This window comes from Bacterioplanes sp. CLAM21, assembly GCF_059641015.1.
Genome location: NZ_CM184929.1, coordinates 1,917,118 through 1,933,734 on the forward strand (window position 1 = coordinate 1,917,118; position 16,617 = coordinate 1,933,734).

Sequence of the window (16,617 nt, forward strand, 5' to 3'; positions counted from 1 at the left end):
ATCAAATAACCCGAATGGGTGTGCTTTTATGCTCGAATGGATTGATAGCCATTGCCATTATGATTTTAAGGTATTTGAACCACAGCGTTTGCAGCACTGGCGGTGGTGTCAGACGTTGGGCCTGACGGGCTTGCTTATCCCTGGTGTTTCATTGCAGCAAAGTCAGACTTTGCAAACCTTATGTGCTAGCCAAGCAAACTGGTGGCATGCGGTTGGTCTGCATCCGTATTTTATCAATCAGCATCGCCCAGAACACATTGATGCGTTAGCATCATTGGCCCGACAGTCACACTGTGTGGCTATTGGTGAGTTTGGTTTGGATTATGTGTTGGCTAAAACGGATGAGCAGCGCCAGCAGCAGTGGTGGTGGTTCGATCAGCAATTGCAGCTGGCGCACAGGTTAAATCTTCCTGTGGTGCTGCATGTGCGCAAGGCACACGATCAAGTCGCTCAACGTTTGCGTCAACGGCAATTCACCGCTGGAGGCTTGGTGCATGGCTTCAGTGGCAGTGTTCAACAGGCAAAGGCATATTTAGATTGTGGTTTGGCGTTGGGACTGGGGGGCGCGGTGACGCATCCGCGCGCGCAAAAGCTTAGGCAAACCGTTAGCAAATTACCCGCCAATGCTTGGCTTTTGGAAACCGATGCACCAGATATGACTCCTGCTTTTTTAAAATCAGGCAATACACCCGCCATGATTCCTTTGATTGCTCAGATACTGGCCCGGTTGAAACGCCAGTCATTGGCACAAATAGCGGCGCAAAATCAGCAACTTTTCCGCGAACAATTTAAAGTCTAAAAAAACGTTATAATTGATTAAAATTAGCAGGTTGTTTTTTATACAAGGTTTTCACAAGGAGCAATGACCGCTTGGAGCTTTGCTTGTGCCATGCATAGTCTGGAGACAAGTTCATGCGTGAAGGAGACCTGCTATGTTCACCAGCCATATGTTTGGCCTGTTATATCACCCTCGTGATGAATGGGATCAAATCAAACGTGAGCGACCCGGGTCGATCACTTCCGTGTTTGTTCGCAACCTAATTTTTCTGGCCCTTATTCCACCCGTTTCGCTACTGATAGGCACCACCCAAATGGGCTGGAGTATCGCTGGCGGTGATGTGGTGAAGCTATCGATGGCGAGTGCCGTTCCCATGGCAATAGCCTTCTATTTTGCTTTGCTGGCGGGAGTGGCCTTTGTCTCCTATTGCACTATGTGGATGGAGAAAACCTTTGGTGCCAGCGCCAGCTTTGAGCGTTGCTTGATCTTCACTATTTATACCGCCACGCCCATGTTCCTATCTGGGTTTATTGGTCTGGTGCCCATCTTGTGGCTAGATGTATTAGTGGTGTTAGCAGCAGCTAGCTACAGCATTTATTTGCTTTACAGCGGTATTCCTATTTTTATGGACATCCCGGAAGAACGTGGCTTTATTTTTGCCAGCTCCATTTTGACCGTGGGTCTATGTGCCCTGGTCGGTTGCATGGCCATCACAGTGATCTTGTGGGGAATGGGCATTGCTCCGTCCTTTATAGTTTGAATGGTTCCACCTACAGAATGCCGCGCTGAGCGCGGTATTTTTTTGCACTATGGTAATAATTGAGGTTTTGGAAATACACAATGTAGAAAATTGTAACAATCTATTGATCAAACTTTCGCCGCTCATTAGCCTTTGACGCCCTTTTGATCACACGAGCGATAACAATAAATGCGTGTTGGGTTGATTGTATTGATGAGCGCTGCTTTGAGCAGTGTCAGTTGGGCCGATGTTGCAGCAGTGGATGTCATGCGTTTACAACAGGATCTGACGCCAATAGGCGCTGAACGTCAGGGCAATGGCAACGATATTCCTGCTTGGCGCGGCGGTCTTAAGCAGGATAACAGCCACCCCGACGGTGCCTTTCATCCTGATCCCTTTGTGGAGGATCGGCCTCATTTACGCATCAACGGCGATAATTGGCAGCAGCACAAAGATCGTTTGGCCGCGGGTCAAATCGCCTTGTTACAGCGCTTTCCTGACTTCTATTTGGACATTTATCCAACTCGGCGCAGTGCGTCGTATCCAGAGTATGTATACCAAGGCATTCGCCAGAACGCTGCTCGGGCCGAGTTGCTTGAGTATGGTGCCGGCGTACGTAATGCCACCATGGCGTCGCCATTTCCATTGCCGAAGACGGGGCTGGAAGTGTTGTGGAACCACACTTTAAGGTTTCGTGGCCATGCCATGCGCTTTGAAGCGGTTGCTACCTCGATTACCCAAGGCGGTGAGCGTATGGATGTACTGCGCGATTATCAGTATTACATTCGTTATAGCGAAGTGGGGTTGCAGCCAGAAGAGCTTGATAACAAAATCTTTTTTCTAAAGCGTAAAACCCTAGCGCCAGGGCAGATGGCCGGGCGTATTACTTTAGTGCATGAAACGCTTGATCAGGTGCGCTCACCACGTAAATCCTGGATTTATGTGCCTGGCCAGCGGCGCTTAAGACGCACCCCCGATTTGTCCTATGACACCGCCGACGTTAACACCAACTCCATTCGTACCATCGACCAAGTCGATATGTTTAATGGCGCGCCGGACTATTACGACTGGACTTTGGTCGGCAAGCAGGAACTGTACGTGCCGTACAATGCTTATCGTGTGCACCAAGGGGATCTGACCCTGGATCGCATTCTGGGTGAGCGGCATATAGCGCCAGATTTACTGCGTTATGAGGCCCACCGAGTATGGGTGGTCGAGGCTAATTTAAGGGTGGGCTATCGCCATCGTTATGCTAAACGGCGCTACTACGTGGATGAAGATTCTTGGTCCATTTTGTACGCTGAAGAATACGACAGTGAGGGTGAGCTGTGGCAGGTCACGGAAGCCCACACCATTAATTTCTACGATGTGCCTATGGTGTATCCCACTTTAGAAGTGACCTATGACCTGCAGTCAGGACGTTATTATGCTGAGGGCTTGGACAACCAGCGCGGCGAAACGGCTAACTTCAGTGAGCGGTTAACGCCGAGGGATTTCTCTACCAGCTCCGTACGTCGCGAAGCGCGTCGGTAATCGCCACTGGCCCTAGCCTAGCCATTTTGTGCATACTCGCCGCTTAGCAATCGGGAGTCATACTATTGTGCGATGGTGGTTAGGGTGTCTGTTCTTCTGGGCGGTAACGACAGCGGCAACCGAGCTGCCGGAGAACTTCGAGCAGCTCGACGATGATGTTCAGGCGGTCATTCTTGAGTACTTGTTTTTTTCTGAGCAGGCCGACGAGATCTGGGGTGATGACTTCGCTGCTTCGGATCGTTATCGCTTAGTGAAGTATCTGGATAATTATCATAGCCGGGTCACCATAGATTTTGCTGCTGGACGCATCCGTGTTGAGCAGCGTGGTGGTGAGCAGCCAGTGGAGGCCTTGCAGCATGCCATCACCGCGACTTTATTAACGCCAGCGGACCCTAATCAGGTGGATCTTTATACCGCAGCCGATATGGGGCTGACGGGGACACCGTTTTTAGCCGGTCGGGTGAAAGACTTCGATGGCGAAGACATTCTCTTTCCCTGGCGCGCCAATCGCTATGCCCAGCAGTTAACAGAGCGCTCAGTCAAAAGGCAAGGGCAGCGGATTTGGGTAGACATTCCCATGGTGCGCAACTTTCTGCATGCCGGTGCACGCCAGTATTGGCCCTTGGTGCAAGCCAGTGCGCAGCGCTACCAGATATCGCCGGCCTTGATTCTGGCCATAATGGAGACGGAAAGTAGCTTTAACCCCATGGCGGTATCCCCTGTACGAGCCTATGGCTTGATGCAGGTGATGCCGAAAACTGCCGGTCGGGATGTTTTTGACAAGATCTATCGGCGCTCAGATACACCGTCGCGGCGTTATTTATTTAACCCCGCCAATAATGTTGACGTGGGTACCGCCTATCTGTCGGTTTTGCGGGACATCTATCTCAAAGACATTCAGGGCTGGCGCAAACGTCAGTACTGTATGATTGCCTCTTACAATGGCGGAGCGGGTAACTTGTTTAAAACCTTTGCTCGTGGCCGCCGCCATGCTATCGCCAGAATTAATGCCATGTCAGATCAGCAGGTGTACAACACCATAGTGCAGAGTCATCCTAGTCGTGAAAGCCGACGTTACCTGCAAAAAGTCACCGCTAAACAACAGCAATACGCCGCATGGAAATAACCAAGACAGACAACTGGCAGCACCTGCAGCACGCTTTGCTCTTGGAGGGTGCATCATTAGCCGTTACACCAATTGCAAAGACAGACGTGAAATTAGCTTTAATGACACTCGACGATGTCAATGTGCAGCTAAACAGTGCTCAAATTCAGGCTTGGTGGCAAAAGCTGCCCTATTGGGCGTTTGCTTGGGCGGGTGGACAGGCGTTGGCCGGTCATATTCATCGCAATGCCAGAGAGCTTGGTGATAAAACCGTATTGGACTTCGGTTGTGGCTCGGGCTTGGCTGGCATTGCAGCCGCCAGAGCAGGGGCCCATGTTTATGTACTCGACAGTGATCCGATGGCGCTGTTGGCGGCTCAGGTGAACGCTGAGCTAAATGGCGTGACGGTCATGCCCATCAGCGAAGCAAGTTTATTGGCAAAGGATATTGATCTGCTTCTGGCGGCGGATGTGCTGTATGACATCAGTAGCAATCAAGATTTATCGGTTTGGCTTAAACAAGTGCCGGAGTGGTGGTTGGCAGAAAGTCAGTCCATTGTCGAGCGGCGCGATTGTTTGCCTGAGCTTCATGCCATGGAGAAGTCGGTGTTTGGCACCTTGCCAGTACTGGACGATTTTGATCAACAGGTAGAAATATGCATCTATCGGCGTCAGATCAATATGGAGTAGCGCTGGCCAGCTAAACTAAAGGCAGTTAACTGGCCAAAAGGATACCGCTAAATGAGCTACGCCACGGTGAAGGATGTGCTGGATTACAGTCGCAAGCTGCATGAGCATGCGAGCAACTTATATCAGCAATTAAGAGATCAAACGCAGCGTGAGCGGGTTGATATGATGCTCAAGTTGTTGGCGGAGCATGAAGACGCTCTGGCTCGCACCATGGCCAGCACCAGCGAAAACACCGCGCAAAAAGTATTGGACGAGTGGCATCAGTTTGAGCCGGGCTCGATCAGCGAGGCGTTACGAAATTGCCGTGAATGTCATCCGGATATGTCCGTGGAAGAACTGTCAGCCATTGCGTTAAAAATCGATGACTACCTCATTACCTTGTATCGGCAAATGGCCAGTGAAGCGACCAGCGAAGCCTCGCGCAATCTGTTTGAGAATCTGGTGAAGCTGGAAGAAACGGAAAAAATTCGAACTGTACGGGCGGCGCTATCAGTCAACGACTGGTAGCACCGCCAAGCACTTAGCTGGCCACCAGAATCCGCTCGTCTGTGTGGCTTTGCTGGCGTCGCCGATACGCCGCCGGCGTTTCTCCTGTCCACTGCTTAAAGGCTCGTTCAAAGCCGCGGCGATCAGAAAATCCTAGCTCCATGGCTAACTGCTGAACATCGGTACTGGTCGTGGCTAAGGCCTGTTTGGCTTTTTTTAAGCGCACGTCTTTGACCAGAGTGGAGAACTGACAGTCTTCTTCTTGCAATCGTCGAGTTAGGGTGCGACTGCTGGTGCTGAGCAAATCGGCCACCGCGTCTTTTGTCATTGGCAGGTTTTCTGGCCATTGATGCAGGATATACAGCACCCGCCGGCTAAAAGCACGATATTGACTGAATTGATTCAGCGCTCGCTCTGCTTGCTCGCGCAGCTCATTAAACAAAGCCGGATTACCGTAATACAGTGGGCTGTCCAAATGGCGGCTGCTGAAGCTAATCCAGTTTTGGCCCTGCTCATACTGCAGTGGCAAGCCAAAAAAGTCTTGTAGTCGTTGCTGGTGCTGAGGCTCAGGGGCACTAAAGCCAACCCCGGTCAGGCGATAGTATTTACCGCCCAGTGAGCGACCCAGGGTGTGAATGCCGCTGGCGATCAGCTCCGCCCGAGCGGCGTTTCCGGCACTGCTGCCAGGTGATACATAAAACACCACCTTAATAGTTTCGTGACCGGTAAAAATATCCGGCGCCCGGGAGTCGCTGATAAGCGAATAATAACGCCGCAAAATAGTCAGTGCTTCGCGTGCGGTTTGACAGCTGCTGAGCAGAAAACCCAGTAAAGCAAAATTACGAATGTCTAAATGACGGCCGATTTGCATGCCAATGGACGAATCATCCAGCCATTTGCATAAGTGCTCCAGCAAGCGGTCGAACTGGTGAATGGGCATGCGTTGCCCAGGGGTGAGAGCCTGATCGGCATTGATATCAATGCTGCGGAGTAATTCACTAGTGGACAGCCCGCGGTTCTCTAGCGCTTCAAATAGCGGTGTGAGCACCGCCGTCGTCATGGAAGACGTTGGATGTGGACTCATAGTGCTGCTTCTGTCTGTTTGTTGTTGTTATTGTTCGGTGCTGCATCTGCGACACCGCTCGGTCCTGGCTGTCTCTGGCTAAGACGATAGAGTGATGCTCTAGCGCTATTCCCAAGAAAACGGCCCGAATGACCCTATGGCTCTAACCTATCACCACCGTTGCTGGTCGGCTACCCACAGACGAGACTTTTTTCCTTACGATTCGCTGACTAACAATCGTTAGTTACGAAAAATCTAAAAGAAACAAGCAATTAGTGTTGACAGCCGAGGTCCGCATCCCTATTATGCGCAACCTCTGACGCGGGGTGGAGCAGCCTGGTAGCTCGTCGGGCTCATAACCCGAAGGTCGTCGGTTCAAATCCGGCCCCCGCAACCAACACTGCAGTTTACTGTAGAGTTGTTGTTAGAACAGTTAGAAGCAAGAGATGCCGCGGGGTGGAGCAGCCTGGTAGCTCGTCGGGCTCATAACCCGAAGGTCGTCGGTTCAAATCCGGCCCCCGCAACCATTTTTGCACTAATTGTTGATATTGTCAGAGATAAAAATGCCGCGGGGTGGAGCAGCCTGGTAGCTCGTCGGGCTCATAACCCGAAGGTCGTCGGTTCAAATCCGGCCCCCGCAACCATTTTTAAAGAATTCAAAAGGCTCGCTTTTTAGCGGGCCTTTTTCTTTTCTGCAGCGGAACTGCGATAGTTCTCGTTCGGGCGTATCCTCTTGCCACACCTCGGTTTACCATGGGGCTGTTTTCACGGCTCGATTTGTCTTTATGTCTGATTCACGCTCAATTACGCCTGGTTTTTTTGCGATTCACGCCAATCATCTCGAAGATTTGCGGCGGGCTGTGGTGTATTTGTGTCAGCAAAACCCCATGCCACCGCTGCAGCAAGAGACTTTTCTGGTGCAAAGTAATGGCATCGCGCAATGGTTGAAGCTAGCGCTGGCGGAGCGGCCTCAAGCTGGGGGCGCAGGTGGCCTTGGTATTGCGGCCAGTATGGAGTTCTTGTTTCCTGCGCGGTTTATTTGGCAAGCCTACCGGGCAGTGTTGGCGGATGGCGAGGTTCCTGAGCAATCGCCGTTCGATAAACGACGGCTATTGTGGCGCTTATATCGCCTGCTTCCTCAGTTGGTGCAAAGCGATGACGTATTTGCTCCGCTAGCGCGTTTTTTGCAAGGACACGACGTAGACGAACGAGTGTTTCAGCTGGCAGAAAAAATCGCCGATTTATTCGACCAGTACCAAGTATTTCGCGCCGACTGGTTAGCGGCCTGGGAGCAGGGTGACGATATCGTTATTAACGCCCGTGGTGAGAGAAAACCCTTGCCAGTTGAATCCTGTTGGCAGCCGCAGCTGTGGCGCTGTTTATTGGATGACGTCGGCAGTGAGCGCAGCAGTCGTGCGCATATTCACACGCGTTTTATGCAGCAAGGCACGGTTGCCGCACAGCCAGCTAATCCGCAGCGCTTGCCTAAGCGTATCGTGGTATTTGGTGTGTCCTCGCTGCCGCGACAGGCATTGGAGGCGTTGTCGGTGCTGAGCCGCTTTAGTCAGGTGGTATTATGCGTTCATAACCCTTGCCAGTATTTTTGGGCCGACATTATCTCTGACCGAGAGTTGCTCACCGCCTCGCGGCGACGAGGCAAACTTCATCCGGTTCTTTCCTCTATTGATGATCCTGACACCTTACATCAATACGCTAATCCGTTACTGGCGGCTTGGGGCAAACAAGGGCGCGATTATATTCGTTTGCTGGATGAATTTGATGACCCGGCCAGCTATGGTTTTGCCTTGCCGACACCCAAACAGAAAATCGATATTTTTTCTGATCATGGTGAACTCGGTTGTCAAAACCTACTGCACCAGCTACAAAACGATATTCTGCATTTAGTGCCGGTCAATGATATTGCCCAGCAACAGCGTGTGGTTGATGTAAAAAAAGATCGGTCTTTGAGTTTTCAGCAGGCTCACAGTGCATTGCGTGAAGTAGAAATTTTGCACGATCAGCTGCTCGCTGCGTTTAATGCCGATGCCAGTCTGCGGCCGCGGGATATTATGGTGATGGTGCCAGACATTAATGTTTATGCGCCCCATATTCAGGCGGTATTTGGCCGCCATGATCGCACCGATTTACGCTTTATTCCGTTTACTATTTCAGATCAGGGGCAGCGGCATCAATCGCCTGTGTATATTGCGCTGGAGACGCTGTTGTCATTGCCACGCAGTCGTTTTGCCAGTAGCGATATTTTATCTTTACTCGAAGTGCCATCGTTGCGAGCGCGATTTGGTATTAGTGATGACGAACTGCCATTGGCGCGACGTTGGGTTCAAGGTGCGAATATTCGTTGGGGGCTGCACGCTAAACAGCGCCATAGTCTTGAGTTGCCCGAAGGTTTAACGCGCAATACCTGGCAAGCCGGTATGCGACGCATGTTATTGGGCTATGGCTTGGGTGGTGATGTTGCCTGGAATGGGGTTGAGCCCTATGCCGAGGTGGCCGGTTTACAGGCCAGTTTGGCGGGGCGGTTAGATGCGTTTGTCAGGCAGTTGCAATGGCTGTGGCAACGATTACAGCAATCCCACAGTGCCGAGCAGTGGCATGCGCTGTTGGCGGCCATGTTGGATGATTTTTTTGATCAAGCTGAAAGCGACGATATCTGGCTGCTGAATCGCTTTCGTCGGCAATTAGAGGCCTGGCTGGAAGATTGCCAAGCGGCGCTATTAACTCAGCCATTGCCGCTGGATATCGTTCGTGATGCCGTGATGGATGGCCTAGACGAAGCCGGCCTTAATCAGCGTTTTTTAGCGGGTAAAGTGAATTTTGCCACCCTAATGCCGATGCGAGCGATTCCATTTAGACGAATTTGTTTGCTGGGTATGAATGATGGGGATTATCCACGTTCTAGGCCGCCTGTTGATTTTGATTTAATGGCTCATGATTATCGCCCTGGCGACCGTTCACGTCGTGAAGATGATCGTTATCTGTTTTTGGAAGCCATGTTGTCAGCGCGCGATCATTTGTACATCAGCTGGGTCGGACGCAGCATTCGCGACGATAGTGAGCGCCCACCATCGGTATTGGTTAGCCAGCTGCAAGATCATTTAAATTTGCTGTGGCGCTGCAGTGATGATGATACACAGAGTGTTTGTCAGCCATTAACGACGGTCCATCCATTGCAGCCCTTTAGTCGTGAATATTTTCCTAATGCGGAAGATAAACCATCGACCGCTGCTGCTTTTTTTACTTATGAACAGGAATGGCGCGCAGCCCACGAGGGCGTTTTACCATCACCATCGCGTCAGCCGTTGGCATTTAGACCACCGCAAGAGCCGCTGACCTTGGTCGATTTGGCGCAGTTTTTAAAATCTCCGATCGAAACCTTCTATCAACGCCGTTTGCAAGTGCAGTTTGCTGATGAGCTGCAAATGGACCTTGATCATGAGACTTTCGCCTTTGATGGACTTACTCGTTGGCGTCTGGATCAGGAGCTGATTGAGCAGGTGGTGAAGCGCTGTGAGTCTGAGGAAGAATTTGACGCTGCACTAAAACAACAGCTATTGCGTATGGCCCAGCGTGGTGAACTCGGCATGGGTATTAACGAGCAACTGCTGACTACTGCTCTAGCAGGGCGCATGCCCGATCTCTTTCGACGTTATATCAAGGCCAAACACAGTTGGCCGCAAGCGGTTGAAAGCCAATCCTTTTATACTGCCATGTGCGGTCATTCTGATGTGCAGGTCGCGGATTGGTTAGCGGATGTTCGGGTGAACGACCAGGGCCATTATTGTCGTTTGGTGGTTGCGCAAAGCAGTTTGCTGAGTGGCAGTGGTGCTCAGCGTAAGGTGCGTTATCGCAATTTAATGAAAGACTGGCTCTATCATTTGGCCGGCCAATTATCAGACCAACCGTTTGAAACACTGATTATCGCTAAAGAAGAAGGTCGCGAGTTTCACTTTGCGCGTCTGTCTGCTGATGTCTCGCAGGCCTGCTTGCAAGCCATTCTTCAGCTTTGGTGTCATGGTAGTTGCCAGCCGCTGGCGTTGCATTGCGAAGCCGCCTTTGCCTGGATTCAAAGCTTTTATAAAAGTAAAAAGTATCAGGGTGATGAGTTACAGGCCAAGCAGGCGGCGCTTGCCGTTTTAGAACAGGCATGGCAGCGTGACCTAGGCTATTTGCGATCAGCCTATTCACAGCCTGAGCAATTATTTGATCACTATTTTACTGTGATGCTTAAAGCGGTTTATTTACCTTTGTGGCAAGCTGAGCAAGGTGAACCCGTCATAGCGCCCGATTTGTCTGAGCTGAAGGATTGTTTATGAGCAGTAAGCAACCTGAAAAAAAATCACCTCATCAGCCGGCTAAGTTAGACCCGTTATCCTTGCCTCTCACGGGTCAAATATTAATTGAAGCCAGTGCCGGCACAGGAAAGACCTTTACCATTGCATTGTTGTACGTGCGTTTGGTGTTAGGCCAGCCTAAAGCCCAGGGAGGTTTAACGGATGGCTTGTTACCGCCAGATATCTTGGTAGTTACCTTTACTGATGCCGCCACCAAAGAATTGCGTGATCGCATTCGTGCGCGCCTAACACAGGCTGCTGAGGTATTTAGTGAGCATGCGGTTGTTTCTACCCATACCGAGGCTTTATTTCAGCTGCGTGACGAGCATTATAGCGACCCAGCATTGTGGCCAGAGTGTCGAAAAAAATTGCTACTGGCCGCTGAATGGATGGACGAGGCGGCGGTGTCGACCATTCATGGGTGGTGTCATAGGATGCTGAGTGAACACGCTTTTGACAGTGGGAATTTATTTCGTCTCACGTTGCAAGCAGATCAGACTGAACTTCTAACCCGAGCCTGTGAAGACTATTGGCGCACCTTTATTTATCCTCTGTCGGATCGCGCTGCCGAGGAATTTTTGTGTTGGTGGCGCGAACCCCATGAGCTGTTGGTGTCGGTGCGTTCGTTGCTTGGTAAGTTGCCGGCGGCTACCGACGATGCAGGTGATGTGGAGCAGCGTATCGTTAAAACGCTGCAGCAACAGCAGCAACAGGTGGATGCATTAAAGCAGCATCCCTGGTCATCCTGGCACAGTGAGGTTGAAGAATTACTTAACCAGTTGCAGCAGCAGAAACGCCTAAACGGTAATAGCAAAAATTCCATGCTAAAGGCTTGGTCGATGTTGTTGCAATGGTCTCAGTCCGATATTCGTTTGCCCGAGGGGCTGGATAAAGCCGGTCTGATTAATCAAACCCCAGAAGGCTTGGCGCGCATTGTTAAAGGCGACGAAGACGTGCCTCAGCACCCGGCATTTACGGCCATTGGCGATTTGCAGGCGCTGGCGCGCAATATGCCTTCGGCTCGCAGCGCGGTATTACGCCATGCTTGTTGCTGGATAGAGCAACGGTTGGAATACGAAAAGCAGCTACATAGTCAAATGGGTTTTGATGATTTACTGCTGCGCTTGGATCAGGCTTTACGTGGCCATCGTGGAGAGCAGCTGGCTACTACTATTCGCCAGCAATTTCCTGTTGCTTTAGTGGATGAATTTCAGGATACCGATCCGGTCCAGTATCGAATTTTTCGCAATATTTATGCCGAGACATCGCCGCCAAGAGGTGCTGGCTGTTTTTTGATGATTGGTGACCCCAAGCAGGCCATTTATGGTTTTCGCGGCGCCGATATTTTTACCTATCTGTCAGCTCGACAGTTGGTGGATGAGCAAATATTCACCCTGGCCAGTAACTATCGCTCTGCGCCGGCGATGGTTGATGCCGTCAATCATGTATTTAGTTACGCCGATCAGCACGGTGGCGATGGTGCCTTTCTGTTTGGTCAAGGTGAGCAGTCGCAGCTACCATTTTTGCCCGTTGACGCAAAGCTGGCCGATAAATACTGGTGCTGTGATGAGCAAGCTCCTGCCAGTTTGATTTTTTATAGCCAGCGGAGTGATTCCGGTAAAGACCTGAGCAAAGGCGATAGCCAGCAGCAGTTAGCTATAGGTTGTGCCAGTGAAATAGCCCGTTTACTGGTACTGGGTCAGCAAGGTCGAGCGGGGTTTAAAGGCGATGATGAACTAACACCGCTAGCGCCGCATGATATTGCTGTGCTGGTTAATAATCGCAGCGAGGCTCAAGCTGTTCGTCAAGCGTTAACGGCTTACGGTGTGAAAAGTGTTTATTTATCCGATCGCGATTCGGTATTGCAATGCCAAGAAGCGCTGGAGCTTCTAAGTTGGCTGCGCGCCTGTGCAGAGCCATCGCAACTGGTGTATATTCGCGCCGCTTTGGCAACGCCATCGCTGGGATTGGACTGGCAGTCACTGGATGCCTTGCTGAGCGATGAGTTGCAGTTGGAGCGCACCATCGAGCGTTTTGTACGTTATCAGCAGTTGTGGCAGCGCCAAGGCGTTCTGCCGATGTTGCGGCGTTTATTAATGGATTATGAGGTACCGGCACGGCTGCTGAGTTTTGATGACGGTGAACGACGTTTAACGGATATTTTGCATTTGGCAGAATTGCTGCAACAAGACAGTCAGCAATTGGAAGGTGAGCAAGCATTATTGCGTCACTATCGACAGCTATTGCTACAGGCCGACGATGAGCATGAGCACCGGACTGTGCGTCTTGAAAGTGATGCGGGCTTAGTAAAAGTCGTGACCGTGCATAAATCAAAAGGCCTGGAATACCCACTGGTATTTTTGCCTTTTGCTACTCATAGCCGGTCGCGGCCCGCTAAAGTCTTTTTGGCTCAATACCATGACGAGCAAGGTCAGTTACGCTTGGTTTTTGACCCGACCGAAGCCGACTTGGAAAAAGCCGAGCGTGAACGCTTGGGCGAAGAAATACGTAAGTTGTACGTAGCCTTGACCCGTGCGCGCTTCGCCACTTGGGTTGGGGCACCCACCGTCAGTGGATGGCAAGACAGTGCGCTCGGTTATCTAGTCGCCAATGAGGATCTGGAAGCAGGTCTTCAAGCATTGTCGACATGTTGCAGCGCTATTGCTGTGCAGCCTCTGCCTGAACCCGCTGAGCTTCGTTATCAACCGCAAGCGCAACAACAATTAGGCGACGCTCAAGTGGCTTTGCGTCAGACCCAGGAAGACTGGTGGATCGCCAGTTACTCATCACTTGAATACAGTGCCGTGGGTGAGGCGAAAACGGCATTTCGGACTGAATTTGAGCAGCCACAGCAACAAAACTTGGCCGATGAGGCCGACGCTAATACGGAGATGAATGAGCCTGATAGTGGCCTTATTGGTTCTCCTATTCATCAATTTCCGCGTGGCGCTCAGGCGGGCACCTTCTTGCATGAGCTGCTGGAGTGGTGTGCTGATTTTGGTTTTGGCGAATTATTAAAAGATTCACAACCGTTACAAGAGATAGTGGCGCAGCGCTGTTTGACCTTGGGCTGGCAGGAATGGCAGTCCTGTGTGTACGACTGGTTATTGCAGCTATTGCAAATGCCTTTGCCCTTGCCTGACGACGAGGTGAGTTTGGCGCAACTGCAACAGTACCAGGTGGAAATGGAGTTTTGGTTTGAAAGTGAGGACGTCGTATTAACTCAGCTTGATCTGTGTGTTAGTCGAAACACACTGGCATCTCAGCCGCGCGCCAGTATTAAACCAGGGCGTTTAAATGGCATGCTCAAAGGCTTTATTGATTTGGTATTTGAGCATCAAGGACGTTATTACGTGCTGGATTATAAATCCAATCATCTGGGAGATAATGACCATGCTTACCATGATCAAGCGATGGCCCAGGTGATTATTGATAAACGTTACGATTTACAATATATGCTGTATTTGTTGGCCTTACATCGTTTACTCAAAGCCAGGCTGCCCAATTACGATTATGATCGTGATATTGGCGGTGCCGTGTATGTATTTTTGCGCGGTGTTCACAGCGATAGTCGGGGTGTCTTTATCGATAAGCCAGAACGTTGTGTGATTGAATCGTTAGATGCCTTGTTTGCCGGCGTCACGTCAGAGCCACTGGAGTCGAACGATGGATAAGCGCCAATTATCATTATGGTTCGAGCCGAATGAATCCTTACCTGACCTGGCAGAACTGCTCGATATCTTGGCTTTATGGCAACAACTACAATGGCTGCGACCGTTAGATGTGGGTTTTGCCCGTCTTATTGTTGAACTTGAGCAAGAGCAGGGGCGTGAAGCCGAGCTATTGGTGGTGCTGCTAGCAGCCTTGCTTTCCCATCAGGTGGGGCGCGGTCATGTGTGTCTGGATTTAAAGGCATTGTTTAACCAGCCACAAGCAACCTTAGCGTTGCCCCCACCTGAATCTGGCTGGCGACTGCCAAAACAGCAGCAACCAGCGGCGCTGTTACAGGGCACGGATTTGTCTTCCTGTGTGAACGTGCTGAAAACGAGCACAGTCGTGAGTGATGGCCAATCGTTAACACCACTGGTTTTGCAAGGCCAACGTCTGTATTTAAGACGTTGGTGGCGGTACGAGCAGGATATTGCTGCGGCAGTTGCGCAAAGGCTGGCGTCAGAGTCGGAATTAAGTCGGCCTACCAGTGAGCCCAGTTTAACCTTGGCGGCGGCGTTGGCAGTGTTATTTGATACTGCGACAGCGCCGCAGGACGATATTGATTATCAGAAGATGGCCTGCGCGATTGCTGCAAAAAGTCCATTTGCGGTCATCACCGGAGGCCCTGGTACCGGTAAAACCACCACCGTGGTGAAGTTATTAGCGGCATTGCAGTCGATCGCGGTAACGCATCAATCACGACCCTTTCGTATTCGTTTGGCAGCCCCCACGGGTAAGGCGGCGGCACGTTTAAATGAATCCATTGCCTCGGCCGTGCAGCAATTGCCATTGTCTGAATTACCCGGTGCGCCGTCGATGTCGCTGATTCCTACTCAGGTGGTGACCTTGCATCGACTGCTGGGCAGTCGGCCCGACAGTCGTTATTTTCGACATCACAGTGGCCAGCCATTGCCGTTAGATATTTTGGTAGTGGACGAAGCATCTATGGTGGATGTGGAATTAATGGCTGCGGTAATGGACGCTCTACCAGCTAACGCACAGCTGATTTTATTGGGCGATAAAGATCAGTTGGCGTCAGTGGATGCCGGTGCGGTGCTGGGGGAATTATGTCAACGAGCAACGGCCGGTCATTACACTCAGCAAACGGCCGATTGGCTGGCATCTGTGTGTCAGCAGTCGCTGCCAAAGGCGTTGGTGTGTGATGATGCCCAGCCCCTGGATCAGGCCATTGCGATGTTGCGCAAGAGCTACCGTTTTCAGCAGGACAGCGGTATTCGGCAACTGGCCCAAGCGGTTAATGATGGACAACTAACAAAACCTCTGTTGCAGGCCTGTCGTACACCGCTGTTTAACGATGTGCTGTGGCTAACTGATCTGTCTGAGCCAATGCCCGCCTTGTTAAATCATGCGATAAATGGCACGGCAAGCGCATTTTTACAGGGTGGAAAAGGGCGAATAGTTGGAGATCACTGTTTATCGCCGCCAGTAGGGTATGGCCATTATCTTGAGCGTCTGCGCGGCCACAGCTTGACTGAGCACAGCAGCTTAGATGAGTGGCAAGTACTGGCGCAGCAGCTGCTAAAGGATTTTTCTGAATTTCAGATGCTGTGTGCAGTGCGGCAAGGGCCATGGGGAGTGGAAGCGCTTAATGAGGCGATTGCTGAAAGGCTACATGCCAGAGGCTACATCGAAGCATCGAAAGGCTGGTATGCCGGGCGTCCTATTATGATTACCGCCAATGATTACAATCTGGGGTTAATGAACGGTGATGTGGGCATTGTTATGAATATTCCTTTGCCAGATCCTCTGCCTGGAGAGCCAGCTTGGGGGCTTAGGGTAGCGTTTCCTCGGGTTGATGGTGATGGTGTGCGTTGGATATCGCCTAGCCGGCTACAGCAGCTAGAAACGGTTTATGCCATGACAGTACATAAATCCCAGGGTTCTGAATTTAATCATACCTGTTTAGTGTTGCCCGATCGGCTTAGCCCGGTGATGACCAAAGAGCTGGTGTATACCGGTATTACCCGGGCAAAAAATTGGTTTAGTTTAATAGCGCCGGATGAGCACATTGTTCACCAGGCCGTTGCGCAAAGTGTGCAGCGTTGTTCGGGATTGCGGCAGTGTTTGGCAGGCCACACGTCTTAGGTGTGGCCTTCTGAACAAAGCAGGCTCTTTGCAGAGCTGAGTTGCCGGGTGTGTC

The 16,617-nt window shown here is 51.1% G+C and carries 10 protein-coding genes and 3 tRNA genes; 12 read left to right on the forward strand and 1 reads right to left on the reverse strand.

Annotated features, from left to right (window positions below; genetic code table 11):
- The first annotated feature begins 28 nt into the window (after positions 1–28).
- From AC55FS_RS08920 to AC55FS_RS08945, 6 genes are all read left to right on the forward strand, one after another.
- Positions 29–799 carry a TatD family hydrolase gene (locus tag AC55FS_RS08920; RefSeq protein WP_496935733.1) on the forward strand — a complete coding sequence of 257 codons (771 nt, stop codon included), beginning with the start codon at positions 29–31 and terminating at the stop codon, positions 797–799.
- A gap of 133 nt (positions 800–932) precedes the next feature.
- On the forward strand, positions 933–1,538 hold the full coding sequence (locus AC55FS_RS08925; RefSeq protein ID WP_496935734.1) for a Yip1 family protein: 606 nt from the start codon (positions 933–935) through the stop codon (positions 1,536–1,538).
- Positions 1,539–1,730: 192 nt separating this feature from the next.
- Complete coding sequence (locus AC55FS_RS08930) at positions 1,731–3,050, forward strand: DUF1329 domain-containing protein (protein WP_496935735.1); 1,320 nt, start codon at positions 1,731–1,733, stop codon at positions 3,048–3,050.
- Between the two features lie 67 nt (positions 3,051–3,117).
- Positions 3,118–4,176, forward strand: a complete 1,059-nt coding sequence (locus AC55FS_RS08935; protein WP_496935736.1) for a murein transglycosylase domain-containing protein — start codon at positions 3,118–3,120, stop codon at positions 4,174–4,176.
- Positions 4,167–4,844, forward strand: coding sequence for a class I SAM-dependent methyltransferase (locus AC55FS_RS08940; RefSeq protein WP_496935737.1), 678 nt, complete (start codon positions 4,167–4,169; stop codon positions 4,842–4,844). The genes AC55FS_RS08935 and AC55FS_RS08940 overlap by 10 nt, the downstream gene beginning before the upstream one ends.
- A gap of 51 nt (positions 4,845–4,895) precedes the next feature.
- Positions 4,896–5,351 (forward strand): hypothetical protein, encoded by a 456-nt coding sequence (locus AC55FS_RS08945; protein WP_496935738.1) that lies wholly within the window; start codon positions 4,896–4,898, stop codon positions 5,349–5,351.
- A gap of 13 nt (positions 5,352–5,364) precedes the next feature.
- On the opposite strand, the gene AC55FS_RS08950 is transcribed toward AC55FS_RS08945, so the two are convergent.
- Positions 5,365–6,414 carry an AraC family transcriptional regulator gene (locus AC55FS_RS08950; RefSeq protein ID WP_496935739.1) on the reverse strand — a complete coding sequence of 350 codons (1,050 nt, stop codon included), beginning with the start codon at positions 6,412–6,414 and terminating at the stop codon, positions 5,365–5,367.
- Between the two features lie 299 nt (positions 6,415–6,713).
- On the opposite strand from AC55FS_RS08950, the gene AC55FS_RS08955 reads away from it, so the two are divergent.
- The 6 genes from AC55FS_RS08955 to recD all read left to right on the forward strand — a co-directional run bounded on the left by AC55FS_RS08955 (position 6,714) and on the right by recD (position 16,562).
- Positions 6,714–6,790: transfer RNA gene (locus tag AC55FS_RS08955), tRNA-Met, on the forward strand.
- Positions 6,791–6,843: 53 nt separating this feature from the next.
- Positions 6,844–6,920 (forward strand) — tRNA-Met (locus AC55FS_RS08960).
- 40 nt (positions 6,921–6,960) lie between these two features.
- Positions 6,961–7,037: transfer RNA gene (locus AC55FS_RS08965), tRNA-Met, on the forward strand.
- A gap of 141 nt (positions 7,038–7,178) precedes the next feature.
- A complete protein-coding gene (gene recC / locus AC55FS_RS08970) occupies positions 7,179–10,727 on the forward strand; it encodes an exodeoxyribonuclease V subunit gamma (protein ID WP_496935740.1) in 3,549 nt (1,182 codons plus the stop codon).
- Positions 10,724–14,419, forward strand: a complete 3,696-nt coding sequence (gene recB, locus AC55FS_RS08975; RefSeq protein WP_496935741.1) for an exodeoxyribonuclease V subunit beta — start codon at positions 10,724–10,726, stop codon at positions 14,417–14,419. The genes recC and recB overlap by 4 nt, the downstream gene beginning before the upstream one ends.
- Complete coding sequence (gene recD / locus AC55FS_RS08980; RefSeq protein ID WP_496935742.1) at positions 14,412–16,562, forward strand: exodeoxyribonuclease V subunit alpha; 2,151 nt, start codon at positions 14,412–14,414, stop codon at positions 16,560–16,562. The genes recB and recD overlap by 8 nt, the downstream gene beginning before the upstream one ends.
- The last annotated feature ends 55 nt before the right edge of the window (positions 16,563–16,617 follow it).

Bases quoted from the DNA above. Each gene is read 5' to 3' on its own strand.
- AC55FS_RS08920 (WP_496935733.1), top strand. From the start codon at position 29: ATGCTCGAATGGATTGATAGCCATTGCCATTATGATTTTAAGGTATTT.
- AC55FS_RS08925 (WP_496935734.1), top strand. From the start codon at position 933: ATGTTCACCAGCCATATGTTTGGCCTGTTATATCACCCTCGTGATGAA.
- AC55FS_RS08930 (WP_496935735.1), top strand. From the start codon at position 1,731: ATGAGCGCTGCTTTGAGCAGTGTCAGTTGGGCCGATGTTGCAGCAGTG.
- AC55FS_RS08940 (WP_496935737.1), top strand. From the start codon at position 4,167: ATGGAAATAACCAAGACAGACAACTGGCAGCACCTGCAGCACGCTTTG.
- AC55FS_RS08945 (WP_496935738.1), top strand. From the start codon at position 4,896: ATGAGCTACGCCACGGTGAAGGATGTGCTGGATTACAGTCGCAAGCTG.
- AC55FS_RS08950 (WP_496935739.1), bottom strand. From the start codon at position 6,414: ATGAGTCCACATCCAACGTCTTCCATGACGACGGCGGTGCTCACACCG.
- recC (WP_496935740.1), top strand. From the start codon at position 7,179: ATGTCTGATTCACGCTCAATTACGCCTGGTTTTTTTGCGATTCACGCC.
- recB (WP_496935741.1), top strand. From the start codon at position 10,724: ATGAGCAGTAAGCAACCTGAAAAAAAATCACCTCATCAGCCGGCTAAG.
- recD (WP_496935742.1), top strand. From the start codon at position 14,412: ATGGATAAGCGCCAATTATCATTATGGTTCGAGCCGAATGAATCCTTA.